The 25534-nt window shown below is 34.8% G+C and carries 23 protein-coding genes and 1 tRNA gene; 6 read left to right on the top strand and 18 right to left on the bottom strand.

Translation table 11 applies throughout. The features are described 5' to 3' along the window. Positions 1-31: 31 nt before the first annotated feature. Together H8R22_RS05440 and xrtF are read right to left on the bottom strand one after the other, a co-directional pair. Positions 32-475, bottom strand: coding sequence for an exosortase F system-associated membrane protein (locus H8R22_RS05440; RefSeq protein ID WP_187008572.1), 444 nt, complete (start codon positions 473-475; stop codon positions 32-34). Beyond that, entirely contained in the window at positions 456-1001 is a 546-nt protein-coding gene (gene xrtF / locus H8R22_RS05435; RefSeq protein WP_187008573.1) for an exosortase family protein XrtF, read from the bottom strand. Before xrtF ends, H8R22_RS05440 begins: the two co-directional genes overlap by 20 nt. Before the next feature lie 72 nt (positions 1002-1073). On the opposite strand from xrtF, the gene H8R22_RS05430 reads away from it, so the two are divergent. The 6 genes from H8R22_RS05430 to rpe all read left to right on the top strand — a co-directional run bounded on the left by H8R22_RS05430 (position 1074) and on the right by rpe (position 7737). Then, positions 1074-1529, top strand: a complete 456-nt coding sequence (locus tag H8R22_RS05430) for a GAF domain-containing protein (protein WP_187008574.1) — start codon at positions 1074-1076, stop codon at positions 1527-1529. Between the two features lie 37 nt (positions 1530-1566). Then, positions 1567-2508, top strand: coding sequence for an energy transducer TonB (locus H8R22_RS05425; RefSeq protein WP_187008575.1), 942 nt, complete (start codon positions 1567-1569; stop codon positions 2506-2508). A gap of 105 nt (positions 2509-2613) precedes the next feature. Beyond that, positions 2614-2880, top strand: coding sequence for a 30S ribosomal protein S15 (rpsO, locus tag H8R22_RS05420; protein ID WP_144889279.1), 267 nt, complete (start codon positions 2614-2616; stop codon positions 2878-2880). Between the two features lie 236 nt (positions 2881-3116). Continuing rightward, positions 3117-5258, top strand: a complete 2142-nt coding sequence (locus tag H8R22_RS05415) for a polyribonucleotide nucleotidyltransferase (protein WP_187008576.1) — start codon at positions 3117-3119, stop codon at positions 5256-5258. 524 nt (positions 5259-5782) lie between these two features. Beyond that, on the top strand, positions 5783-6646 hold the full coding sequence (locus H8R22_RS05410) for a sigma-70 family RNA polymerase sigma factor (protein ID WP_007137700.1): 864 nt from the start codon (positions 5783-5785) through the stop codon (positions 6644-6646). Positions 6647-7074: 428 nt separating this feature from the next. Next, entirely contained in the window at positions 7075-7737 is a 663-nt protein-coding gene (gene rpe / locus H8R22_RS05405) for a ribulose-phosphate 3-epimerase (protein WP_187008577.1), read from the top strand. 80 nt (positions 7738-7817) lie between these two features. On the opposite strand, the gene H8R22_RS05400 is transcribed toward rpe, so the two are convergent. From H8R22_RS05400 to mraZ, 16 genes are all read right to left on the bottom strand, one after another. Then, positions 7818-8624 carry a zinc-dependent peptidase gene (locus tag H8R22_RS05400; protein ID WP_187008578.1) on the bottom strand — a complete coding sequence of 269 codons (807 nt, stop codon included), beginning with the start codon at positions 8622-8624 and terminating at the stop codon, positions 7818-7820. 111 nt (positions 8625-8735) lie between these two features. Then, positions 8736-8812, bottom strand: a tRNA-Arg gene (locus H8R22_RS05395). A 64-nt stretch (positions 8813-8876) separates the two neighbouring features. Further along, entirely contained in the window at positions 8877-9326 is a 450-nt protein-coding gene (locus H8R22_RS05390; RefSeq protein ID WP_187008579.1) for a GatB/YqeY domain-containing protein, read from the bottom strand. 291 nt (positions 9327-9617) lie between these two features. Then, the gene (ftsZ, locus tag H8R22_RS05385; protein ID WP_187008580.1) at positions 9618-11573 is read right to left on the bottom strand and encodes a cell division protein FtsZ; all 1956 of its coding nucleotides are present in this window, start codon (positions 11571-11573) and stop codon (positions 9618-9620) included. A gap of 60 nt (positions 11574-11633) precedes the next feature. Continuing rightward, entirely contained in the window at positions 11634-13016 is a 1383-nt protein-coding gene (ftsA, locus tag H8R22_RS05380; protein ID WP_187008581.1) for a cell division protein FtsA, read from the bottom strand. 7 nt (positions 13017-13023) lie between these two features. Continuing rightward, positions 13024-13746: a cell division protein FtsQ/DivIB gene (locus H8R22_RS05375; RefSeq protein WP_187008582.1), complete on the bottom strand. Its 723-nt coding sequence runs from the start codon at positions 13744-13746 to the stop codon at positions 13024-13026. Then, on the bottom strand, positions 13733-15082 hold the full coding sequence (gene murC / locus H8R22_RS05370) for a UDP-N-acetylmuramate--L-alanine ligase (protein ID WP_187008583.1): 1350 nt from the start codon (positions 15080-15082) through the stop codon (positions 13733-13735). The genes H8R22_RS05375 and murC overlap by 14 nt, the downstream gene beginning before the upstream one ends. A gap of 10 nt (positions 15083-15092) precedes the next feature. After that, positions 15093-16184 (bottom strand): undecaprenyldiphospho-muramoylpentapeptide beta-N-acetylglucosaminyltransferase, encoded by a 1092-nt coding sequence (gene murG / locus H8R22_RS05365; protein ID WP_187008584.1) that lies wholly within the window; start codon positions 16182-16184, stop codon positions 15093-15095. Between the two features lie 7 nt (positions 16185-16191). Continuing rightward, positions 16192-17481 carry an FtsW/RodA/SpoVE family cell cycle protein gene (locus H8R22_RS05360; protein WP_187008585.1) on the bottom strand — a complete coding sequence of 430 codons (1290 nt, stop codon included), beginning with the start codon at positions 17479-17481 and terminating at the stop codon, positions 16192-16194. A 28-nt stretch (positions 17482-17509) separates the two neighbouring features. Next, complete coding sequence (gene murD, locus H8R22_RS05355) at positions 17510-18841, bottom strand: UDP-N-acetylmuramoyl-L-alanine--D-glutamate ligase (protein WP_187008586.1); 1332 nt, start codon at positions 18839-18841, stop codon at positions 17510-17512. Between the two features lies 1 nt (position 18842). Continuing rightward, a complete protein-coding gene (gene mraY / locus H8R22_RS05350) occupies positions 18843-20072 on the bottom strand; it encodes a phospho-N-acetylmuramoyl-pentapeptide-transferase (RefSeq protein WP_187008587.1) in 1230 nt (409 codons plus the stop codon). Positions 20073-20078: 6 nt separating this feature from the next. Continuing rightward, entirely contained in the window at positions 20079-21542 is a 1464-nt protein-coding gene (locus H8R22_RS05345) for a UDP-N-acetylmuramoyl-L-alanyl-D-glutamate--2,6-diaminopimelate ligase (protein WP_187008588.1), read from the bottom strand. Then, positions 21539-23542, bottom strand: coding sequence for a penicillin-binding protein (locus H8R22_RS05340; RefSeq protein WP_187008589.1), 2004 nt, complete (start codon positions 23540-23542; stop codon positions 21539-21541). Before H8R22_RS05340 ends, H8R22_RS05345 begins: the two co-directional genes overlap by 4 nt. Next, a complete protein-coding gene (locus H8R22_RS05335; RefSeq protein ID WP_187008590.1) occupies positions 23533-23880 on the bottom strand; it encodes an FtsL-like putative cell division protein in 348 nt (115 codons plus the stop codon). Before H8R22_RS05335 ends, H8R22_RS05340 begins: the two co-directional genes overlap by 10 nt. Before the next feature lie 7 nt (positions 23881-23887). Then, complete coding sequence (gene rsmH, locus H8R22_RS05330) at positions 23888-24796, bottom strand: 16S rRNA (cytosine(1402)-N(4))-methyltransferase RsmH (RefSeq protein ID WP_187008591.1); 909 nt, start codon at positions 24794-24796, stop codon at positions 23888-23890. Further along, positions 24771-25244: a division/cell wall cluster transcriptional repressor MraZ gene (gene mraZ, locus H8R22_RS05325; protein ID WP_187008592.1), complete on the bottom strand. Its 474-nt coding sequence runs from the start codon at positions 25242-25244 to the stop codon at positions 24771-24773. Before mraZ ends, rsmH begins: the two co-directional genes overlap by 26 nt. Between the last annotated feature and the right edge of the window lie 290 nt (positions 25245-25534).

The raw sequence follows: 25534 nt of genomic DNA, 5'->3' as shown, positions 1-25534 counted from the left end.
CACTTATTCTTATAAAGATACCAATAAAATACTACATATTAAGCTTTTGGTAATAAAAAGCGGGGATGAACAACAGCCCAAAAATAGGCTGAATCAAAAATCTGCGAACATAAAAAAGTAACCAGCTACTTTGACCCTCATAATAATTGATAAGCAGAAAAAACAGAAAAGCAAAAAGAACAAATAACAACAAGTACAGAACAGCTGCAAACTTGATTAGCTGATTTTTTTGAAAAATTAAAAAAAGTAGTCCTAATGATAAAACCGAATTGAGTGAGTACCGGTAGAATAGACCCAGGAACAAACGAAGCCAATCATACTCTGGAAACGGTATCTCTTTATAATCACTTTTAAAATAAGACAAAAACGGGTCGTAAAAAAGTACACTCTCGTAAGCTCGGATTAGCATGAGAAAAACAACCAGCAAGAGCCCTACAAAAAATCTTGCTTTATTTCTAAGGATTGCTTTTACCATAACTAGCATATTTATTAACCCAAATTAACCATAAAAAAAAGACGATTCCGTAAATAAACGCAGGAAATAAAACACCGTGTAGTAAACCCTCTTTCTCCGGATAACGATACATTAAAACACATAATAAAGCGATTCGTATCACATTTAAAAAATAAATCAAACAGCTACCTAAAAAAATAAAAAGCAAAGTCACTTTTACTTTTCCTGAAAAAGAAAAAACAAAAGAAACAAACAAAATTAGGATGCTTATTGCATTGCAGCCCTCAATCATTCGTGCCACGTAACTACCATTGTACATCAGCCTTAAAAAATCCTCATTAGTATTACTTGATATCTGAAAGTCTGCTTTGAAAATAGACATTAATTGACCCGTATGCTGCGCTACCAAACCAGTAATAGCATCAATTTCATTAACAGTAAACTGATTCAAATACAACTGATAAAGTAAGGTTAACGCTATATAACTCAAAAAAAACTTTGATAAGAATAACAAAAAGGGTTTATATAAAAGGATATATTTTTTCAAAGTAAATTTTTAACAAATTTATATAAATAATAATAGGGAGTTTAAATACTTTTGTATAAAAAATAGAATAAAATGACATTTATAGATTTACAACCAGAAGTCACGGCAATAACAACAAATAGCACCAAAACAAGAGACGAAAAATTATTATCCATTTGTCAACTTCTGAACTCGAAAATAGAATATTATAACTGGGTAGGATTCTACTTTGCCAATCACGAAACACAAACTTTACATCTAGGACCTTATGTAGGCGCTGAAACAGATCATACTGTTATCCCATTTGGGAAAGGAATATGTGGTCAAGTAGCAGAGTCAAACGCTAATTTTGTAGTACCTGACGTAGCAGCGCAAGACAATTACATTGCTTGTAGCTTCACTGTGAAGTCCGAAATCGTAGTACCCTTATTTGTAGACGGAAAAAACGTAGGTCAAATTGATATTGACAGCCATATTATTGATCCTTTCACTGCCGAGGACGAACACTTTTTAGAATTTGTGAATCAAGAAGTTGCAAAATTGTTTTAAAATATTTATACCATCAATGTTTTTTAACTATCAAATTATGATAAAAAATATTTTTAAAGCAGTCTTTATTTTCCTTCCTCTACTTTCATTTGCACAAACATCAAAAATTGTCAGCAAAATGTTTTATTTAGACTCTCAAGGTCAAACCTCTACAGAAGAAGATTATAACTACTACCGAATTGTTAGGGACTATGGGACTGAAAAAGAGTTATACGTGATTAATGATTACTACAAATCAGGAGTACTGCGTATGACTGGAACTTCGACAGATAAAGATATATTAAAAAGAGAGGGGCTTTTTATTTTTTTTGATGAGAATGGTATAAAAAACCTTATGACAACTTACAAACAAGGATTCGTTGAGGGTAAAGAATTTTCTTGGTATGAAGATGGTAATAAAAAACAAGAAGCGGAATATATTTATCAGCCAATAGAAAGAAAAAATCTCTACAAAATCAATCAATTTTGGGATAAAAATAAAAACCACAGAGTAATAGATGGTAATGGTCTCTATACGTTAGAAGAGAAGGACAATCAACTTTTTGGTAAAATAGTAAATGGATTGCGTGACAGCGTTTGGACAGGTAAAAAAAACAACATTAAATTCACGGAAATCTATAAATCTGGACAGTTTCAAAGCGGAACAAGTATAGACTCGACTGATACGAAATACAATTATACAGAATTCCAAACACGACCAATCCCTGCAAAAGGAATGAGTCATTTTACTAATTACTTAGCATCAAACATCAAAAGGACCGATAATTCTAACTTGATCAATTTGTCAGGTAGGATAGTACTAGAATTCACTATTGAGAAAGATGGAAGAATCACTAACATTAAAGTGATAAAAGGCATTGGATACGGAATGAATGAAGAGGTAGTTAAAGTTTTATCCAAATACCCTAAATGGATTCCGGCTAAATCAATGGGAATACCATACAAAGTACAACATACAATTCCAATTGTATTATGGTAATCTATTTAAATAAATATACTTGTCTGATAAGAAATAAATAGTATCTTTGCACCCGTCTAACAATAGATGCTAGACATACATAAAAATCATTAAACAAATATTGGAATGTATTTAACTAAAGAGATTAAAGAAGAAATCTTCGCACAACACGGAGAAAAAACTAACACTGGAAAAGCTGAAGCACAAATCGCTTTGTTTACTTTCAGAATCAGTCACCTAACTGAGCACTTGAAAAAAAATCGTCACGATTATAATACAGAGCGTTCATTAGTATTGTTAGTAGGTAAAAGAAGATCACTTTTGGATTACTTGAAAAAGAAAGAGATTAACAGATATCGTGAGATTATCAAAGTATTGAATATCAGAAAATAATCAATATAAAAAAGAGGTGCGTAAGTGCCTCTTTTTGTTTTTAAAGTTCCCTGTTTTACTAAGTATTTAATTCCTTTATCGAAAAGGCATTACAAAGGGTAAAATAACAAAAAGCCATTACACGAAGTAATGGCAAATAAAAAAAGTTTGGTTTTTCATTGGGTTTTAGGCATTAACTACGCACACAACAACTACAACACAACTAGAACCCATGTTTAACTTATAGAATTAAATTTATGATTCCACAATTATTTGTAGAAAGTATCGATTTAGGTGATGGCAGAAACATCACAATCGAGACAGGTCGTTTAGCTAAACAAGCTGATGGATCTGTAGTAGTAAGAATTGGTAAAACTGTAATCTTAGGAACAGTTGTATCATCAAGAAAAGCAAGTCCTGGTATTGACTTTTTACCTTTGACGGTAGATTACCGTGAGAAATTTGCAGCAGCAGGTCGTTTCCCTGGAGGTTTCTTCAAAAGAGAAGCGCGTCCAAGCGATAGCGAAGTATTAACAATGCGTTTAGTTGACCGTGTATTGCGTCCACTTTTCCCAGATGATTACCATGCAGAAGTGCAAGTTATGATTCAGTTAATGTCTTATGACGAAGATGTTATGCCAGATGCGTTAGCAGGTTTAGCAGCGTCAGCAGCATTAGCACTTTCTGACATTCCTTTCGAAACATTAATCTCTGAAGCAAGAGTAGGTCGTGTCGACGGAAAATTCATTATCAACCCAAGCCGTGCACAATTAGCATTATCTGACATCGATATGATGATTGGAGCTTCTATGGATTCTATCGCAATGGTAGAAGGTGAGATGAAAGAAATTTCAGAAGCTGAAATGTTAGAAGCAATTAAATTTGCTCACGAACACATCAAAAACCAAATCTCGGCTCAATTGCGTTTGCAAGCTGCTTTTGGTAAAAAAGAAGTTCGTACATACGAAGGAGAAAGAGAAGATGAAGCAATTTATGCTAAAGTAAAAGCAGCATCTTACGATAAAATATACGCTATTGCTAGCAAAGGTTCTTCTAAACAAGAACGTACAGCAGCATTTGAAGCAGTAAAAGACGAAGTAAAAGCGTTGTTTACTGAAGAAGAATTGGCAGCAGACGGAGATTTAGTTTCTAAATACTTCAAGAAAACAAACAAAGAAGCAGTTCGTAACGTAACCTTAGATTTAGGAACTCGTTTAGACGGTAGAAAAACTACAGAAATCAGAGATATCTGGTGTGAAGTAGATTACTTACCATCTGTACACGGATCAGCATTGTTTACACGTGGAGAAACTCAAGCATTGGCAACTGCAACTTTAGGAACTTCTAGAGAAGCAAACCAAATCGATTCTCCATCAGAGCAAGGCGAAGAAAAATTCTACTTGCACTATAACTTCCCTCCTTTCTCAACTGGTGAAGCTCGTCCCTTAAGAGGAACTTCTAGAAGAGAAGTAGGTCACGGAAACTTAGCTCAAAGAGCGTTGAAAAATATGATTCCTGCTGATTGTCCTTACACAATTCGTGTAGTATCTGAAGTATTAGAATCAAACGGTTCATCTTCTATGGCAACAGTTTGTGCTGGAACATTATCATTAATGGATGCTGGTATTCAAATGATTCGTCCAGTATCTGGAATTGCAATGGGATTGATTACTGATGGTGATCGTTACGCTGTATTGTCTGATATTCTTGGTGATGAAGATCACTTAGGAGATATGGACTTTAAAGTAACTGGAACATCTGTAGGTATTACAGCTTGTCAAATGGACATCAAGATTGATGGTTTGAAATATGAGATTATGGAAGCAGCATTAGCGCAAGCTCGTGATGGTCGTTTGCATATCCTTGGAAAACTAATCGAAACTTTAGCAACTCCAAAAGAAGATGTTAAAACTTACGCTCCAAAAATTATTACAAGAAGAATCCCTAATGCTTTCATTGGAGCATTGATAGGACCTGGTGGAAAAGTGATTCAAGAATTACAAAAAGCTACAGGAACTACAATTGTTATAAATGAAGATCCTATTACTGAAGAAGGAGTTATTGAAATTTTAGGAACTGATCCTGCTGGAATTGAAGCAGTATTGGCTAAAATTAAATCAATCACTTTCAAGCCTCAAATGAATGAGTCTTACGAAGTGAAAGTAATCAAAATGCTAGATTTTGGTGCCGTTGTAGAATATACATCAGCTCCAGGAAACGAAGTTTTATTACACGTATCTGAGTTAGCGTGGGAACGCACAGAAAACGTTTCGGATGTAGTGAACATGGGTGACGTTTTTGAAGTGAAATACTTAGGTATGGATCCTAAAACTAGAAAAGAAAAAGTGTCAAGAAAAGCACTTTTACCAAGACCTCCACGTGAGGAAAGAAAAGAGTAATCAGATCTTAGTTTACTAAAGGTTTATTTATAAAAAGTCCCGTTTCATGAATTTGAAACGGGATTTTTGTTTTTATTTGGGCATGCCGCCAGTAGAAAAAAGGGGCTAAATTCAGCAGCTTGGTAGTCACCCTTCTTCTACTGCCGTCGGGCTATCCGAGCTACTCCGGTAGCTCGCTACTATCCCTCATGCGCACTCGTATCATCCAAACGAATATTGCTAAACCTCCTCGAGAAGCAAAAAAAAGAGTAAACACATCTTAGTTTACTAAGGGGTTAATTAACTAAAATCACGTATCATTTATTTGAAACAGGACTTTTGTTTGCATTAGGGATGGACGCGGCATCCTTTAATGGAATGAAATGGAATAAAAGATAGAGCAGACAGCCCGGGCCGAAGGCAATGCCCACTATTAAATTACCTTAGAATTCAACTAAAATAAATTATTTGCTAATTTTTTGTAACTTTTAAACATCTTCGTACGTATAACAGTCAGTACACTTAAAATTAGAGGAGACAAAAACATGAGACAACTAAAAATCACCAAGCAGGTAACGAATCGTGAAACTGCATCATTAGACAAATATTTACAAGAAATTGGAAAAGTTGATCTTATTACCGCTGATGAAGAAGTAGAATTAGCTCAAAAAATTAAAGCTGGGGATCAAAAAGCCTTAGAAAAATTAACAAAAGCCAACCTACGTTTCGTAGTATCGGTAGCAAAACAATATCAAAATCAAGGATTAACTCTTCCCGATTTAATTAACGAAGGAAACCTTGGACTTATAAAAGCAGCACAACGTTTTGATGAAACGCGTGGGTTCAAATTCATTTCGTACGCTGTCTGGTGGATTCGTCAATCGATTTTGCAAGCACTTGCTGAGCAATCTCGTATTGTACGCTTACCATTGAACAAAATTGGTTCTATCAATAAAATCAACAAAATGTATGCGTTATTAGAGCAATCTAATGAGCGCCCGCCATCTGCTGAGGAAATTGCTAAGGAACTTGACATGACGGTAAATGATGTAAAAGAGTCTATGAAAAACTCTGGTCGTCACTTATCGATGGATGCCCCTCTTGTTGAAGGAGAAGACTCTAACCTATATGACGTTTTACGTTCTGGTGAGTCTCCAAATCCAGATAGAGAGTTAATCCACGAATCATTGCGTACTGAAATCGAGCGTTCACTTGAAACATTGACTCCTCGTGAGGCTGATGTAGTTCGTTTGTATTTTGGTCTTGGTGATCAACACCCAATGACATTGGAGGAAATAGGCGAAACTTTTGACCTAACACGTGAGCGTGTACGTCAGATTAAAGAAAAAGCTATCCGTAGATTAAAACATACTTCTAGAAGTAAAATATTAAAAACATATTTAGGATAATTAGTCCTAAAGTTAGAAAGTCAAATGTCTTAAGGTGTAAAATTACTTTAAGACATTTGACTTTCGGCTAAACCTAAACAACAGTCTGATTAACTGTTCGTTTTTTGATTGATGATTGAAACTCCGGCTGATTACCGGAGTTTTACTTTTTATGAGTAAAACTCTCGGTCTGTTCTCCGCCGCGGCGGATAGGGTTTAGCTTCGCTCCGTTCGACATACAGTCTAGGGTCTGGAGGTTTACTTTTTTAATATGAATTGCATTCACTTCTCACTTCTCACTTCTAACTACTCACCTTTCAACTCTCACTACTCACTACTACAATAGAACGGTCTGGTAAAAAAAACTTTCGCAATCGTTTTAAATACGCTAATTTTGCAAAAACTACAACTCAAGATCCTGTATTAGATGCAGGTTAAACAACTACAACATGAAAAATACACTTATTGCTCCATCCGTATTAGCAGCCGATTTTGGAAACCTACAACGTGATATCGAAATGATCAATGCTAGCGAAGCCGATTGGTTTCACATTGATATTATGGACGGCGTTTTTGTTCCTAATATTTCTTACGGAATGCCAGTTTTAGAAGCGATTAATAAGCATGCCAAGAAAACAATCGATGTTCACTTAATGATTGTTGATCCCGACCGTTATATTAAAACATTTGCAGCATTGGGAGCAAACATTCTAAGCGTGCATTACGAAGCTTGTACGCACCTACACAGAACCCTGCAAGCCATTAAATCCGAAGGAATGAAAGCGGGAGTAGCATTAAACCCCCATACGAATGTAGATTTGTTAGAAGATGTAATCAATGATATTGATTTGGTATGCGTGATGAGCGTTAACCCAGGATTTGGCGGACAATCGTTTATTGAAAACACCTACGATAAAGTAAAAAAATTAAAAGCACTAATTGAAAGAAAAGGCGCTACCACCTTAATAGAAATAGATGGAGGCGTAACGAATAAAAATGCCAAACAACTTGCCGAAGCCGGTGCAGATGTACTGGTAGCAGGTAGCTATGTATTTGGCGCTGCAGATCCAATTGCAACTGTAGCTGATTTGAAAAGAATAACCACACTATAGTTTGCAAACAAAATCAAAAAAGTCCTGAATCATCAGGACTTTTTTGATTACAAACATTTACAGCGTAGCATAATAGCTACCTAATGATCCCGGTGATTGATCATGTTTTTAACAATCTTGTATAATTCTGGAAATTCACTTTTAAAAACATGAGGCGTTTCAAAAAAGTGCTCTAATACAACTGCAAAAAATTCTACTTTGTTGGTGTACCCATAAATTCTAAAATAATTAGATTCGATAAGTTGAGCCAAAACATTAGGCTCAACTAAATACTTTTGCAATTTTGTATACTCATCTGAGAACACCACACTACTTTGATCTCGCCCTTTTAAACCATGGAAATACAAGGCATGCGAAAACTCATGTAAGCCCAAATTTAAATTATCATTTTCGTAGCGATATCCCTCTTCAAAATCAGCCCATGAAAAAACAATAATTTTCATTCCAGGGTTAAACTCTCCTTTATGGTATTCGCCTGTGATTTGAGACAAATACGTTTCCGGGTAAACAACTATTTTATTGAACACAGTAATTAAGTAGCGACGCATACCAAAGGTAAGCATTACATAAGTAGATGCTATTAAGACTTTAGAGCGATCTGTTAACTCAAAACTATCTTTACCTACTATTTGATAATTAGCAAGAAATGCAGTTACACGATGCTCAAAATAGGCTTTGTATTTTGTAGGCAAATTGGTGTAAAATGAAAATTCCTTACTTACAATTTCTCTTTGCTCCGTGGTTAACTTGTTGGGTTTAGGATACCAATGAACGTAGATGGGCTTGTTAAAAAACAGTACATATAAAGGTTCTACAATGAGATTAAAAACATAAACCAATAGCAGTATACCCAAAAAAGAAAACATCAAAATTTGAATAATACTCATTATAAATTACTTAAATAAAATTGTGATGTCTAGGCTACAAAACTACGGTATGATATCAAATGAAACCAGTATACTTTGATTAAATAAAAAAAGCAAGCTATAAGCTTGCTTTGGTGGCCGCGACAGGGTTCGAACCTGCAACCCTCAGAGTCGAAATCTGATATTCTATCCAGTTGAACTACACAGCCCCATAAAAACTGACTGCTAACGGTTTTTAAATTTGCATCTAAAACCGTTAACGGTCTTTTCTATTTATACTAATAATTTTTTTACAATAGTAGAAATCACCTTACCTTCTGCAGTACCTCCTAGTTGAGCTGATGCTAATCCCATTACTTTTCCCATTGATGCGATTCCTGACGCACCTGTTTCAGTAATAATTTTTGCTATCACTGCTTCTACTTCTGCCTCGCTCAATTGCGCGGGTAAAAACTTTTCGATTACTGCTATTTGAGCCAATTCTGGTTCAGCTAAGTCTAAACGATTCTGTTCTGTAAAGATTCTAGCACTTTCCTTACGCGTTTTTACTAATCTTTGTAACAATTTCACCTCTTCTTCTTCTGAGATTTCTTCTTTTGAACCATTAGCGGTTTGTGCTAAAAGCAATTCTGATTTAATGGCTCTGAGAGCTTCTAAGGCTACAGTATCTTTTGCTCTCATGGCTGTTTTAAGCTCATCCATGATGTTTGTTGCTAAACTCATATGTATATCTTTTTATTTAATAAATTTCGTATTGATAAAAGGTTCCTCTTTTTGCCCTAGTATGTAAGTGAAAAGCAATTTTAGAAAAAAAGGTATTGTTTCTTGGGTTTGAAAAGCAGCCAGCAAAAGCTCTTTAAAACCCTTAAAAAAACGTTTTTAGAAAAAATCTTGTAACGTACAACCACTAAAAGGCACCTCACTAAAATTATAAATACTGTGGTGCGAATATAAAAAAAATAACCCGAAAATTAAATGCAATTTTCGGGTTATATCATTTATAATTTATGGTATCTAATCTACGTTGTCGTGTAGATAAGAGTTATTAGAACGTAATTGTAAGTCATTATTACTGTCTGTACCTACTGAGATCCTAGAAGCACTATTATTAGCTTGATTGTTAGAAATATCAATTCCTAAACGTTTGTAAGCAGGCTCTCTTTCATACTCATCAATCTTAGATACATTGTTATGAAACTTATAATTGAATTCTTTTAATTTTTTTCTTCTCTCATCAGCTCTCAAACGCAAAGTCTCTTCGATTGTCATTTCCATTGGAGAAATTTCCTCAAATTTATTAGTGTCATACGAATCAGTATCTACTTGCTTCATTGTGATGTTCATCTCCTCAGGAATAACTTCCTCTACTTTGGCAACTGGTTTTGATGCGATAAAATCGTTCTCCACTTCCATATATTCTTCAAGAGAGTATTTGATGATTCCGTTATCTGAAAGTTCCGTTACTGGAACAAATTGCACCGGCTGATTCACTTTTATTTCACGAGTCTCGTTGGTCAATTCAAACAAAACTTTTTCCTCTTTCTCTGCTTGTACTTCTGCAATTGGCTCTGTCTTAAAAAGAGGTAAATCAAACGAAAAAGTTGTTTGTTCTTCTTTTTCAACTGCTTTAGGCTGAACAACTTGTTTTGCTTCAGCTGCTCTTGGCGATGTAAAAGTGAAATCGATGTCTTTTATTGGAGAAACAATTTCAAAAGTAACGTCTAGATTTTTTATAAATTCTGACATTGCCATCAACTCTTCATTACCTGCTACAGGAACAACTGGTTGTTGTACTGTAGGAACGAATTTTTCTTCCTCTTCTTCTAGTAAATCAAAAACCACTCTGTCATTTGAATTTGAAGCAGCACTATCTGAATTCAAGTCAAAAGCAGGAACTGTAGTATTTGATAGATTATGAACACTTCTTTGCTCATCCTCTAACGTGTGGATTATTTTTTTTGGCTCCGTGTTTACGATTCCGTTTTGTTGTTCAATATCAAAACCTGTTGCAATAATAGTTACTGCAATTGCATCACCTAAAGTCTCGTCCTCACCAACACCCATAATGATGTTTGCATTGAAACCAGCTTCAGTTTGGATGTGATCATTTATTTCTCCTATTTCATCTAAAGTGATTTCATTAGAGCCAGAAACGATGAGCAACAATACGTTTTTAGCACCTGTAATTTTGTTATCATTTAGTAAAGGGGAATCTAAAGCAGAAACAATCGCTTCTTTTGCTCTATTTTCACCTGAAGAGACAGAAGATCCCATGATTGCAGTTCCGCTGTTTGCTAAAACAGTTTTTGCATCACGTAAATCGATATTTTGAGTATAGTGGTGTGTTATTACCTCGGCAATTCCTCTTGAGGCTGTAGCCAAAACTTCATCCGCTTTTGAGAATCCCGCTTTGAAACCAAGATTTCCGTATACTTCTCTTAATTTATTATTGTTGATTACGATCAGTGAATCGACTTGCTTGCGCAATTTTTCGATTCCGATAAGCGCTTGTTCTTGACGTACTTTACCTTCAAAAGAAAAAGGTAAGGTTACAATCCCTACAGTAAGTATTTCTCTTTCTTTAGCTAATTGTGCAATAACTGGAGCAGCTCCCGTTCCTGTACCACCACCCATTCCAGCAGTAATAAAAACCATTTTAGTATTACGATCTAACATTTTTTCGATGTCAGCAATACTTTCAATAGCCGATTGCTGTCCTACATCTGGATTCGCTCCTGCTCCCAATCCTTCGGTAAGATTTACACCTAACTGAATTTTATTTGGAACTGAACTACTTTGTAATGCCTGAGAATCCGTGTTACAAACAATGAAATCAACACCCTTGATTCCTTGCTTAAACATATGGTTTATAGCATTACTTCCTCCTCCACCTACACCGATTACTTTGATTACATTTGATTGGTTTTTTGGTAAATCAAATGAAATACTTCCAAATTCTGAGTTGCTCATCTTTTATTTGGTTTTTGATATTAATTATTAACTATTGAATATTTTTTTTTGGCAAAAGCCTTATTCTGCATTATCTAAGAAATCCTTAATCTTATCCACATAACGATCAAAAAACGATCTTTTTATCGTGTCTCCTGTAGACTCCTCCTTTTTCTGCAGTTCTTCGGCTCTATCTTCTCCGCATCCTTGATAATTACCAGCCGTAAATTCAGCAACAGTCTCTCTTTGAACTATTGGTCTAGGCGATGGTGCCACTTCCACTTTTCGAACAGCGCTTTGTGATTTATTATCAATACTATTCATCACCAATCCTACTGCCGTAGCATATAATGGACTTGAAAACTCTTCGTCTGAATTACCTGCTAAATGCTCATTAGGATATCCGATTCTAGTATCCATTCCCGTAATATACTCAACTAATTGCTTAATGTGTTTTAATTGCGCTCCTCCACCTGTAAGAACAATTCCAGCAATTAATTTTTTACGAGGATCTTCATGACCGTATGCTTTTATTTCAGTAAAAACTTGCTCTACAATTTCCACTACGCGAGCGTGGATGATCTTAGATAAATTTTTCAATGAAATCTCTTTTGGCTCTCTTCCACGTAAACCTGGAATAGAAACTATCTCATTGTCTTTATTTTCTCCTGGCCAAGCAGAGCCAAATTTCACTTTTAGTAATTCTGCTTGCTTTTCAATAATAGAACAACCTTCTTTTATATCATCCGATATTACGTTTCCTCCAAAAGGGATTACTGCTGTGTGACGAATAATACCATCTTTAAATATGGCTAAATCAGTAGTTCCACCACCAATATCAATTAAGGCAACACCCGCTTCTTTTTCCTCTTGGCTTAAAACTGCATCAGCAGAAGCTAATGGTTCTAATGTTAAGCCTGATAATTCGATTCCTGCACTTTGAATACATCTGCCTACATTTCTAATAGAGGCAGCTTGACCAACAACTACATGAAAACTCGCTTCTAGTCGACCGCCATACATCCCGATTGGTTCTTTAATCTCAGATTGACCATCAATTTTGAATTCTTGCGGTAGAACATGAATTATTTCTTCTCCAGGAAGCATTGCTAACTTATTAACTTGATCAATTAACAGTTGAATATCGGCTCCACCAATAACCTCTTCTGGATTATTTCTACTTATATAATCTGTATGTTGAATACTACGAATATGCTGACCCGCAATACCTACTACAACATCTTTTATTTTGTATCCTGAATTATTTTCAGCCTCTGCTATTGCCTGTTGGATAGATTGTATCGTTTGAGTAATATTATTGACAACACCTCTTGCAACACCTAAACTTTTAGATTTCCCAACACCTAATATTTCTAACTTTCCATATTCATTTTTCTTGCCTATCATGGCAACAATTTTTGTTGTCCCAATATCTAGACCCACTGCAATATTCTCTTTTTCCATTATCTATTTATTTAGTGCAAACTACTTGTTTTGTAAACCGGAGGTCTATCTTTTTATATTTGTACAACGTACTATCTACAACTGCCTTTTGAAAAAAAGCTTTATAATCTTTAAATTTTTGCGAAACATCTTCTAAACTTCCAAACTCAATTTGGTAGTTATAATTCCTATTGAACATTTTTAGGTTTCCATTAGGCATAATCTGAATCGCAATGATGTTTTTTTTCAAAAAATCATCGTCATAAATAACCCTGCACAATTGGGTAAATTCTCCGCTATTTTTTTTATTTATCTCCCCCGAAACAAGTGGAACTCTAGCTGCAAAATTACTCGATAACGGCATTTTACCTCCCTCATAATCAACATAAAAAGACTCATTCCCGTTTATAACTCTCGCTATAGGAGTCTTTTGTTTTACTACTGCTTTTAAGACACCATCAATACTTACAAATACATCTGATTTTTCAATCATGTCATTTGAATTCAGGATTCTCTCCAGCTTATTCAAATCTAATTTATCTTTTTCAATGCTTGAAGCATTCTGATTATTTTCTATTAACAATTTATTAACCGTTTCTTTCTCTATAAACAGCGTATTAACTCCTACAAAAACAACTTCAGATTTCGTTAATTTTCGGTGTGAATTTCGGTTTGACGTGAATGAAAACAGAAACAACACTGATCCTATCATTAAAAGTAATCTAATATTTGTCCAATTAAATATTTTCATACAATGCCGTTTTAATTGGTCCTACTAATTCCCCTATATCACCTGCTCCAATTGTCACAATTATTGCGGCATCACTTTCCAAAATTGATTCAATTAAATCTTCTTTTGAAACTAATTTTTTATTATCGTTTTCGATTTTTGACAACAACCATTCTGAGGTAATCCCCTCCATAGGAAGTTCTCTAGCGGGGTAAATATCCAATAATATTATTTCGTCAAAATTAGACAAACTTTTCGCAAAATCATCAGAAAAATCACTAGTTCTGCTAAATAAATGTGGCTGAAAAACAGCCAACACTTTTTTATCAGGATACAATTCTCTAACCGCTTGATGCACTGCGTTTATCTCTGTAGGATGATGAGCATAATCATCAATATAAACTAAACTATCAGTCTGTATTTGATAAGAAAAGCGTCGTCGAACCCCTTTGAATGAAGCTAAGGCTACTGCAATGGCATCGGTTGGGGAACCGAAGTTAATTGCCATTGCAATAGCCATCAAAGCGTTCATCAAATTATGTCGTCCTGGTAAACTAAATCTAAAATCTTTTAAAACACCGTTAGGCGTTTCAATATCAAACAAATAACTCCCTTCGGCAATTCGAACATTGAATGCTTTATACACTGCATCTTCATTTACAGCAACCGTTGTTCCTTCTAAAGGCAGTTCTGTAGTGATAAACAATTTAGACTTATCACTTACTTTATTTGCAAATTCTACAAAAGATTCCTCAATTGCATCACTTGTTCCGTAAATATCTAGGTGATCTGCATCCATCGAAGTTATACAAGCAATATTGGGATGCAAATGCAAAAAACTACGATCAAACTCATCTGCTTCTACAACCGTAACTGTTTTCCCTGTTCCGATTAGATTAGAATTATAATTTTCGACAATTCCGCCTATGAAAGCTGTTACATCAACACCACATTCATATAAAATATGTCCCAAGATGCTTGATGTAGTGGTTTTACCATGAGTACCTGCAACTGCAAAACAGAAGGTATCTTTTGTAATAATTCCTAATACCTCGGCCCTCTTTTTTAACTCGTAGCCCTTCTCTAAAAAGTAATTCCATTGCAAATGTGCTTTAGGCACAGCTGGCGTTACTATAACTAAAGTATTATCTTGATTATAACCTTCTGGAATCAAATCGATTCGATCTTCGAAATGAATATTGATTCCGCTTTCTATTAATTCTGTAGTAAGAGCAGTTGCAGTTTTATCATAACCAGACACTTCTTTTCCTATGTTTTTGAAATAGCGAGCTAACGCACTCATTCCAATGCCACCAATGCCGATAAAAAAGACGTTATGTATTTGGTTTAAGTTCATTTTTGCTTTGTTATTTCTTAATTAATTTTACTATTTCGTCTACTATCTTAGATGTTGCTTGCGGTAAAGCAAGTCTTTTAATATTCTGACCCAACTGCTGCTGTTGGTATTCGTCCTTTAACAAGGTATCGAAAACAGAACCAAACTCAACATCTAGACTAGATTCTTTCAATAAAAGCGCACCTTGCTTTTGAACAATGGCGTTTGCATTTTTTGTTTGATGATCTTCGGCTACATTTGGCGATGGAATAAAAATCACTGGTTTACCTACAATACATAACTCAGATACGGAAGATGCTCCTGCTCGAGAAATAATGATATCTGCAGCAGCATAAACAAAATCCATTTTTTCAATAAAAGCTACCACCTGAACGTTAGCACCACTGTATTTTTTATACTCTTCGAAATATAATTTACCACACTGCCAAATCACCTGAACATTATTACTTTTTATAGTCTCGAGTTCTTTTTCGATTAACTGATTTATTCTTCTTGATCCTAAACTACCTCCAAGAACCAATAATGTTTTTTTACTTGAGTCAAGTTTAAAAAACGTCAAAGCCTCCTCTCGCTTACTATCAATATCTATCAAATCTTGTCGAACTGGGTTACCGGTCAGAATAATTTTTTCCTTTGGGAAAAATCGCTCTAAATTTTCATATGCAACACAAATAATACCTGCTTTTTTACTTAGTAACTTATTTGTAATCCCTGGATATGAATTTTGCTCTTGTACTACAGTAGGTACTCCGGTCGAGTTAGCGACTTGTAACAATGGTCCACTTGCAAAACCTCCAGTACCAATAACTACATCTGGTTTAAAATCTTTTATGATTCGTTTAGACTTTAATAAACTATCTAGTAATTTAAAAGGAAACATCGCATTTTTAAAATTGATCTGACGCTGCAATCCTGCAATCCACAGCCCCTTAATTGCATATCCTGCTTGAGGAACCTTTTGCATTTCCATTTTATCTTTGGCTCCTACAAATAAAAACTCAGCATCTGGAAAGCGTATTTTTAATTCATTAGCTATAGCGATAGCCGGGTAGATATGTCCACCTGTTCCTCCGCCGCTTAATATGAATTTATATGGTTTCATTTCTGTATTATTTATTTAGTACTGCATTCATAGGGTTCCCTACTTTGTTTTCTATGGAATACCCTAAACCTTCGTTTTTCTCTTCACTTACTAGCTGGTCATCGATCAATTTCTGAAGCGCTTCGTCTCTTCTTGCAGCATTTTTAGCCTCTTCTTCTATTTCATCTTCTTTTTTTGTCACCCCTATAATAATTCCTAAAGCGATACATGTCATCCAAATCGATGTACCTCCACTACTGATAAGCGGCAACGTTTGTCCTGTCACCGGTAGTAATTCGACAGCCACAGCCATATTTATCATAGCTTGAAAAATCATAGGAAAACCCAAACCTACAACGACTAATTTCCCAAAAAGGGTAGTCGCTTTATGTGATGCTACTACAAATCGAAACATCAGCAATAAATACAAACCAAGAACTCCTAAACCTCCAATTAACCCATATTCTTCTACTATAATGGCATAAATAAAATCAGAAGACGATTGTGGTAGAAAATTTTTTTGTACACTTTTACCAGGTCCTAGTCCATATATTCTTCCTGAAGCGATTGCTATTTTTGCTTTTTCAATTTGGTAATCATCTTCGTCCGATGCATCTCCAAAATAAGCTTCAATTCGGCTTTCCCAAGTACTTACACGATTATTAAAAGAACCGGGGAAAGCTTTGGCCACTAAAATAAAAAAAGTTAGTGATAAGACACCTGCGCCTACAATGATTCCAATATACTTTAGCGGATACTTACCTATAAAAACTAGCATAATGATCATTGCAAAAATCAGAGCCGTAGTTGAAAAATTGGATGGTAAAATAAACATTAACGTCACAAATACTGGCAACCATAATTCTTTTAAAGATTGCACAAAATCTATAGGCTCTTCTCTAGTTTTTGATAAATAACGTGCCACAAAAACAAATAATACCAAAGCCGCAAAAGCAGAAGGCTGAAATGAAATACCAACATATGGAATTTGAAGCCATCTACTAGCATTAGCGCCAGCAATTACTTGCCCTTTGAACATTGTGATAGCTAAAACTACCCAAACGACCGGCAATAGCATTTTAGAAATAGAACGGAAATAATTATAAGGGATTTTATGAACTGAAAAAATGATCGCAAAACCGCAGCAAATATGTATAAAATGCTTTACTAGATAGCCTAAAGTATTTCCCGTTCCATGACCTAAATAAGCCAAGTTACTACTTGCACTAAAAACAGGCATAAACGAAAACAGAGCTAATAAAGCCACGAATGACCATATACCTTTATCTCCTTTTAAATTGTTTACTAGTTGCCTCATTTTATTACCGTATTATTAATTAAGAATCTTATAAATTTTGAACTGCTTGCTTGAACTGATTTCCTCTGTCTTCATAGTTTTCAAACAAATCAAAACTCGCACAGGCAGGAGAAAGTAGAACAGTATCTCCTTTTTCAGCGATACGTTTTGCCATTTTAACTGCATCACTCATCGAATTAACCTCTAGCATTATGTCTACAACATTACCAAAAGCATCGATGATTTTTTTATTATCTACTCCTAAACAGATTACTGCCTTTACCTTTTCTCGTACTAATGACATTAATTCGTTATAATCATTCCCTTTATCAACACCACCTACGATCCATACGGTAGGCGTATTCATACTGTCTAATGCAAAAAATGTTGCGTTTACATTTGTTGCTTTTGAATCGTTGATATATTGAACATTCTGAATTTTCAATACTTTTTCAAGACGGTGTTCTACACCTTGGAAATTAGATAAACTCTCACGAATCGTTGCTTTTCTAATTTGCATTAATTTTGCCACTGAGGTTGCTGCCATTGCATTTTTCATATTGTGTTTCCCCTCTAATGCCATAGATTCGGTTTCCATTTTAAATTCTTCTTGATTGATTGATACTTCCATTATGTTGTTTTTTATAAAGGCTCCGTTTTCAAAGGTTTTTGTTAATGAAAATGGAATTAATTGTGCTTTTGTTTTATTGTCTTTTAACCATGTTGTTATGGCTTCGTCATCTGCATCATAAATAAGGTAATCCTCCTCAGTTTGATTTCTAGTTATTCTAAACTTCGAATCAATATAGTTTTCATATTTGTAATCATACCTATCTAAGTGATCTGGACTTATATTAGTGATAATCGCAATATGTGGTTTGTAATGAACTATACCATCCAGCTGAAAACTACTTAACTCCAAGACATATGAATCAAAATCCTCATCGGCTACTTGCCATGCAAAACTTTTCCCTATATTTCCTCCCAATCCTACATTTAATCCAGCCGACTTTAGCAAGTGATAGGTTAACATAGTCGTAGTTGTTTTACCATTACTTCCTGTAATACCAATAGTTGTTGCCTTTGTAAATGGAGCAGCAAATTCAATTTCAGATATTACCGGTATTCCCTTTTCAACCAACTTTTTCACGATTGCCACTTTCTCAGGAATTCCTGGACTTTTCATTACAACATCGGCATTTAAAATTAGTGCTTCGGTGTGTTGTTCCTCTTCCCAACTGATATCATTACTAGTAAGAACTTTTTGATACTTCTCTTTTATTTTCCCAAAGTCAGATACAAACACATCATATCCTTTCTTCTTCCCTAAAATGGCAGTTCCCACTCCGCTTTCGCCACCACCTAATACAACTAATCTCATACTATCTTAGTTTTAAAGTAACGATTGATAAAATCGCCAAAAGAATTGCTACAATCCAAAATCGAGTTACAATTTTGCTTTCATGATATCCTTTCTTTTGATAATGATGGTGTAGCGGTGACATCAAAAATATTCTTCGGCCTTCACCAAAACGTTTCTTAGTGTATTTGAAATAGCTTACTTGAAGTACAACAGAGAAATTTTCGACTAAGAAGATTCCACATAAAAGCGGAATCAATAGCTCTTTTCGGACTGCAATAGCTAGTACCGCTATAATACCACCAATTGTTAAACTACCCGTGTCACCCATAAAAACAGAAGCTGGATAGGAGTTGTACCAAAGAAATCCGATAAGTGCTCCAACAAATGCGGCTATAAAAACAGTCATCTCTCCAGAATTGGGGATATACATGATATTCAAATAATTTGAAAATATGATGTTACCCGACAGAAACGTAAAAATCCCGAGTGCTAAAACAGATATTGCAGAAGTTCCCGCCGCCAGACCATCGATGCCGTCAGTTAGATTAGCACCATTTGACACAGCAGTGATAATAAATATTACAACTGGAATAAAAATTAACCATGCCCATTTTTCGTATCCTTCACCGGTCCAAGCAAGAAGTTCGGCATAGTCGAATTCATTGTTCTTAAAAAACGGAATTGTAGTTGCGGTCGACTTTTCTTCTAATGCCGCTGCTCTTATAACATTCTCAGTAGGTTGCTTAAAAATATCATTTTTACCAGTATCAGTTCTTACAGTCACGCTTGGATTAAAATAAAGAACCGTTCCCACGATCAGCCCCAAACCTACTTGACCAACTACTTTAAAAATACCCTTTAAACCTTGTTTGTCTTTTTTAAATATCTTGATGTAGTCATCTACAAAACCTATTGTCCCCATCCACAACGTTGTTACGATCAATAAAACAATGTAAATATTATGTAGTTTAGAAAACAACAATACAGGAACAAGAGTTGCAAAAATGATAATTAAACCACCCATTGTAGGTGTTCCAGCTTTCTCATTTTGACCTGCCAATCCTAATTCTCGTACCGTCTCGCCGACTTGTTGATTTTGAAGAAAGCGAATAATTCTTTTTCCATAAATAGTAGACAACAATAATGATAGTATAAAAGCTAGCGCTGATCTAAAAGTGATGTACTGAAAAACACCTGCTCCTGAAACGTGCAGTGTTTGATCTAAATATTGAAATAAATAATACAGCATATTTTACTATTTATGTAGTTGTTCTAAAAGTTCTCTAACTATTTTCATGTCGTCAAAATCATGACGGATTCCTTTAATTTCTTGATACGTTTCATGTCCCTTACCAGCAATCAATATAATATCATTGGGCTGTGCTAATTGGCAAGCGGTCTTAATTGCTTGTTTTCTATCGGTTATAGACAGTACTTTTTTGAAATTTTGAGCTTCTATACCAACTTCCATTTCATTTATGATAATTTCTGGATCTTCATTTCGCGGATTATCTGAGGTAATAACTACTTTATCACTTAACGTTGATGCGATGCTAGCCATAATAGGACGCTTCGTTTTATCACGATTCCCACCGCAACCAACAACAGTAATTAATTGTTCATTAGAAGTTCGGATATCATTTATGGTCTTTAAAACATTTTCTAATGCATCTGGTGTATGCGCATAGTCTACTATTGCTGTAATTTGCGCATCAGACACGATGTACTGAAATCTACCTGAAACACTTTCCAAATCTGATAGTAAACGAAGTGTTTCCAAACTATCCATTCCTAGCTCTACAGCCGTACCATAAATTGCTAATAAATTGTAAGCATTAAAAGTTCCAATTAATTTTACCCACACTTCATTACCATCTATTTTAAGTAGCAAACCAGATAATTGGCTCTCTAAAATTTGTGCTCTAAAATCGGCATAGGATTTTAACGCATAGGTACGTTTAGTTGCAACTGTATTTTGGAACATCACGACTCCATTTTTATCATCAGCATTTGTCAGTGCAAAAGCGGTTTTAGGCAAATGATCAAAAAATGATTTTTTAACGTCTCTATATTCTGCAAAAGTGGGATGGTAATCTAAATGATCGTGTGACAAATTAGTAAAAACACCGCCAGCAAACTGAAGCGCCTCTGTCCTTTTTTGATGAATACCATGAGAACTTACTTCCATAAAACAATACTCAATACCAGCAGAAACCATCTCCGCTAGATAGTGATTTATTGTAACCGAATCTGGAGTTGTATGAGTTGCTTTATACTCCGTATCACCAACCATGATTTTAACTGTAGACAACAATCCAACTTTATGCCCTGCTTTCTGAAATAATTGATAAAGTAAGGACGCGATAGTCGTTTTTCCATTTGTACCCGTAATTCCAACCAGTTTTAATTTAGCCGATGGATTATAAAAATAATTAGCAGCCATAAAAGCCAGCGCCATGTTAGTATCAGACACTGTAACGTAGGTTATACCCTTAACTAAAGCATTAGGAAGGGTATCGCAAATAATAGTTTTGGCACCTAAACCTATAGCAGTATCAATAAAATTGTGTCCATCAGAGATTGAGCCACGTATTGCTACAAAAACATCATTTTCTACAACTTTCCTTGAATCAAATTCAATTTTTCCAATAGCATTATCTGTCGAACCATTAATAGATTCGATTGCTACTTTAAATAATATGTCTTTAAGTATCCTCACAGTAATTCTAATGTTATCGTTGTGTTCTTTACTAAATTCTCTCCTGCTTGTAGTGATTGAGATTTTACCTTTCCTATTCCCACTACTCTTACCTTTACATCCAAATTTTCTAATAAGGCAATTGCATCCATAGCTGGCATCCCTTTAACATTAGGCATTGCTTTATGTTGCTTTTGCATTTTAGCAAAATAATTATTGTAATTATCCTCTTGTTTAGGGATTTTTCTATTGATGTTTTTTATTTCGTTTGTTGAAGGAACATCGGTAAAAATCTTCTGCGCTATTCGTTTAAAAACGGGACCTGCAACATCAGCTCCATAGTAATTGTTTTTTGCTGTATTAGGTTTATGTACTACAACAATACAAGAATATTTAGGATGATCCGCAGGAAAATAACCTACAAAAGAAGATGCATAATACAAACTAGAACCATCTTTTTTGCCATAATTTACTTGTGCAGTCCCTGTTTTTCCCGCCATCGAAAAATCTTTTGAATACAATTTAGATCCCGTTCCTCTTTTTACAACGTTCTCTAAAACAGCTTTTAATTTTTTATTTGTTTCAGGTGAGCAAATTTTTGGATTAATAACCTCTGTATCAAATTTCTTAATTGTCTTATTCCATTCTTTGATTTCAGAAACAAACTGCGGTTTTACCATTTTACCATTATTTGCTACAGCGTTGTAAAAAGCCAATGTCTGCAAAGGCGTAACTGCAACTTCATAACCAAATGCCATCCACGGAAGTGAAATTCCTGACCAACTCTTGTCCCCAGGTTTAGGAATAATTGGTTTTCCTTCTCCTTTAAAATCTAAACCTAATGGCTTATCCAATCCGAAATTTTTGATATGATTGACAAATTTTGAAGGATTGTTTTTATAATTCTCATAAACCGCTTGCACCATGACTGTATTTGATGAAAGTTCAAATCCACGAGCTAATGAAATTTTACCATAGCCACCTGTATGCGAATCCCTTACTGATCTTCCGTAATATTTAACTACACCACCACGTGTGTCATAAACGGTACTAGTGTCAGCTACCTTATCTTCTAAAATTGCCATTAAGTCCACTAATTTAAAAGTAGAACCTGGTTCATGTGATTCTGCAACAGCATAATTAGTCGTCTCGTAATATGTCCCATCACCGGCTCTACCTAAATTTGAAATAGCTCGTACTTTTCCAGTTTCCGTTTCCATTACCACAACGCAACCATGATCCGCTTCATACTCTTCTAATTGTTTTAATAGAGCATGATGTGCAATATCTTGAATGTAGACGTCGATAGTTGATATTACATCATAGCCATCTTGCGGATCTACTTCGTTTACATCACGAATAGGCTTCCACTGTCCTTTGGCGATCTTTTGTTTTAAAATCTTACCATCTTTTCCGTTCAAATATTTCCTGTAAGCCCATTCAATTCCTTTACCGTCATAAGCACCATCGGGCCTTTCTCTTTCATAACCAATAGTACGTTCAGCAATTTTACCTATCGGGTGTTCTCTCACGGTTTTTTGTTCAATAATAATTCCGCCTTTGTACGCACCTAGATTAAATAAAGGAAAACCTTTAATTTTAATATAATCAGTATAACTTAAATCACGGGCAATCAAGTAATACCTATTATTAGTCTCTCGCGCTCTTCTTAATTCATTTTGATACCAACTCGATGATTTTCCTAATACGGTTGCCAATGAATCAGCCAGTAAACCGACATTTTTTTCAAAAACCTCCCTCTTCGGTGCTTTAGCATCAAAACGAATTACATAATTAGGAATAGACGTAGCAAGCAAGCTGCCATCAGCAGAATAGATATTGCCTTTATTAGCTGGAATAACGAAATTCCTAACTGTTCTCTCTTTGGCTAATTGTCTGTAATATGCACCTTCAACCCACTGAATATTAGTTAACTTAAAAGCAATAGTAATTGCCATCGCGAAGATTGCGAAAGCAACAAGGTAGATTCTATATGATATTTGTTTATCGTCTACTGCCATAATTTTTTAAGAAAACTTTTTTCTTCTTCCTTTTTTACTTTGATTTTCATTGGAGGCACTGTTGATGGGAAAATTTCTTTTTCAACCATTTTAGCCGAAACAGTAGATTCCATTCTTAATTTCATTAATTGGGAACGCCTATCTACGAACTCTGAACGAAGCTCTTTAACCTGACTTGTCAATGCTGCAATTTTAAATACTTTTTGCTCGTAACGCTGTGTATTTGCGATCATTATTATAGCCAATAAGATTATAAAAACAATAAAACGCCAATTCTTGACTGCATCATCATTTATAAGAAATCTGGCTTTTAAAATATTATAAAGACTAGTTTTCATAGTTGAATTATTTTTTTTCAGCTATACGTAACTTGGCACTTCGCGCTCTATTATTTATTTTAATTTCGGCATCATTAGGAATAATTAGTTTACCAATGCTTTTGAATGGCACTGAAAAATTTCCAAAGAAATCGCGTTCTGGTTCCCCTTCAAACATTCCGTTTTTTATAAACCTTTTTACTAGTCGATCTTCAAGAGAATGATAAGAAATTACACTTAATCTACCCTCAGGTTTTAAAATTTCTAAAGATTGCTCAAGAAACTCCTTCAACACATCCATTTCCTGATTAACTTCTATTCGGATTGCCTGATAAATCTGCGCAAGAATTTTGTTACGCACTTTTTCGGGTAAAAATTTAGCTAAAACCTCCTTTAACTCGTCGGTAGTTTTAATAGGTTGTAGCTCTCTAGCTTCTATTATAGTTCGAGCAAGTGCAGGTGCGTTTTTTAATTCTCCATAGTCGTAAAAAACTCTCTTCAGGTTTACTTCGTCATATTCATTTACCACTTTATAAGCATTCAAATCACTTTTCTGATTCATACGCATATCAAGGTCCGCATCAAAACGTGTAGAAAAACCTCTTTCAGGAACATCAAATTGATGTGAAGAAACACCCAAATCTCCTAAAATACCATCGACACTTTTAGCCCCATAAAAGCGTAAAAAACGCTTAATAAATCTAAAGTTTTCATTTATTAAAACAAATCGCTCATCATCAATTGTATTTGCTAATGCGTCTTGATCTTGATCAAAAGCATATAACTTACCTTCAGACCCCAATCTGCTCAAAATTTCTCTAGAATGCCCACCGCCACCAAAAGTCACATCGACATACACACCATCAGGCTTGATATTCAAACCATCTACACTCTCTTTTAGTAAAACTGGATTATGATATTCCATTGTCGTCGTCATTTATATTTCCCATTACATCTTCTGCCAAATCAGCAAAATCTACATCCTCACCATTAATAGATTGCTCGTACAAATCCTTGTCCCAAATCTCCATAATATTTACTGCCGAAGAAAAAACAACCTCTTTATTAATACTAGAAAAGGCAACAAGGTCCTTTGGTACTAATAATCTACCTAGAGAATCTATCTCAACCACTTTTACTCCAGCAGTAAACCTGCGGATAAAGTCATTATTCTTTTTCACAAAACGATTGAGCTTATTGATTTTTTGCATCATTAAATTCCATTCGTCCATTGGATACAATTCCAAACAAGGCTGAAATACAGAACGTTTCAAAACAAAACCGTCTTGAAGAGAAAGCGCCAATTGCTTTTTTAATGGCGCTGGTAATAACACCCTGCCTTTAGCATCGACCTTACATTCATATGTTCCAACTATCGTATTCAATAGAATAATTTTAGAATTGATTTAAAGCAAAAATATAAAAAATATTACCACATTTTACCACAATATACCACTTTGTTGATAAGTTTAACCACTTTAGACTAAAAACCCTTAATTTATGGAGAATCAAAAAGTTAACTATCTAAAATTTTAGAAATGAAGAATACTCAAAGAGAGACAAACTAGGTGTAATTATCTTCAAAGAATTAACCATAAAAGCACTTTATCCATAATCTATAAATCGAGCTTATTTCTTCCTTAGATAGTTCAAAAAACTCGATTTGAATAAAACT

It is taken from the genome of Flavobacterium kayseriense (assembly GCF_014305095.1).
GTDB classification, from domain to species: Bacteria; Bacteroidota; Bacteroidia; order Flavobacteriales; family Flavobacteriaceae; genus Flavobacterium; species Flavobacterium kayseriense.
Note: the sequence above shows the minus strand (reverse complement) of the source record. Positions and strands in the feature narration are given on the sequence as shown.

Coding starts and splice junctions, on each gene's coding strand:
- H8R22_RS05375 (WP_187008582.1), bottom strand. CDS start 13,746: ATGAAAATATTTAATTGGACAAATATTAGATTACTTTTAATGATAGGA.
- mraY (WP_187008587.1), bottom strand. CDS start 20,072: ATGCTGTATTATTTATTTCAATATTTAGATCAAACACTGCACGTTTCA.
- ftsZ (WP_187008580.1), bottom strand. CDS start 11,573: ATGAGCAACTCAGAATTTGGAAGTATTTCATTTGATTTACCAAAAAAC.
- murD (WP_187008586.1), bottom strand. CDS start 18,841: ATGAGATTAGTTGTATTAGGTGGTGGCGAAAGCGGAGTGGGAACTGCC.
- H8R22_RS05425 (WP_187008575.1), top strand. CDS start 1,567: ATGATAAAAAATATTTTTAAAGCAGTCTTTATTTTCCTTCCTCTACTT.
- H8R22_RS05415 (WP_187008576.1), top strand. CDS start 3,117: ATGATTCCACAATTATTTGTAGAAAGTATCGATTTAGGTGATGGCAGA.
- rpsO (WP_144889279.1), top strand. CDS start 2,614: ATGTATTTAACTAAAGAGATTAAAGAAGAAATCTTCGCACAACACGGA.
- H8R22_RS05340 (WP_187008589.1), bottom strand. CDS start 23,542: ATGGCAGTAGACGATAAACAAATATCATATAGAATCTACCTTGTTGCT.
- murC (WP_187008583.1), bottom strand. CDS start 15,082: ATGAACTTAAACCAAATACATAACGTCTTTTTTATCGGCATTGGTGGC.
- H8R22_RS05335 (WP_187008590.1), bottom strand. CDS start 23,880: ATGAAAACTAGTCTTTATAATATTTTAAAAGCCAGATTTCTTATAAAT.
- murG (WP_187008584.1), bottom strand. CDS start 16,184: ATGAAACCATATAAATTCATATTAAGCGGCGGAGGAACAGGTGGACAT.
- ftsA (WP_187008581.1), bottom strand. CDS start 13,016: ATGGAAAAAGAGAATATTGCAGTGGGTCTAGATATTGGGACAACAAAA.
- rsmH (WP_187008591.1), bottom strand. CDS start 24,796: ATGACGACGACAATGGAATATCATAATCCAGTTTTACTAAAAGAGAGT.
- H8R22_RS05400 (WP_187008578.1), bottom strand. CDS start 8,624: ATGAGTATTATTCAAATTTTGATGTTTTCTTTTTTGGGTATACTGCTA.
- H8R22_RS05430 (WP_187008574.1), top strand. CDS start 1,074: ATGACATTTATAGATTTACAACCAGAAGTCACGGCAATAACAACAAAT.
- H8R22_RS05410 (WP_007137700.1), top strand. CDS start 5,783: ATGAGACAACTAAAAATCACCAAGCAGGTAACGAATCGTGAAACTGCA.
- rpe (WP_187008577.1), top strand. CDS start 7,075: ATGAAAAATACACTTATTGCTCCATCCGTATTAGCAGCCGATTTTGGA.
- H8R22_RS05390 (WP_187008579.1), bottom strand. CDS start 9,326: ATGAGTTTAGCAACAAACATCATGGATGAGCTTAAAACAGCCATGAGA.
- H8R22_RS05440 (WP_187008572.1), bottom strand. CDS start 475: ATGGTAAAAGCAATCCTTAGAAATAAAGCAAGATTTTTTGTAGGGCTC.
- H8R22_RS05360 (WP_187008585.1), bottom strand. CDS start 17,481: ATGAGGCAACTAGTAAACAATTTAAAAGGAGATAAAGGTATATGGTCA.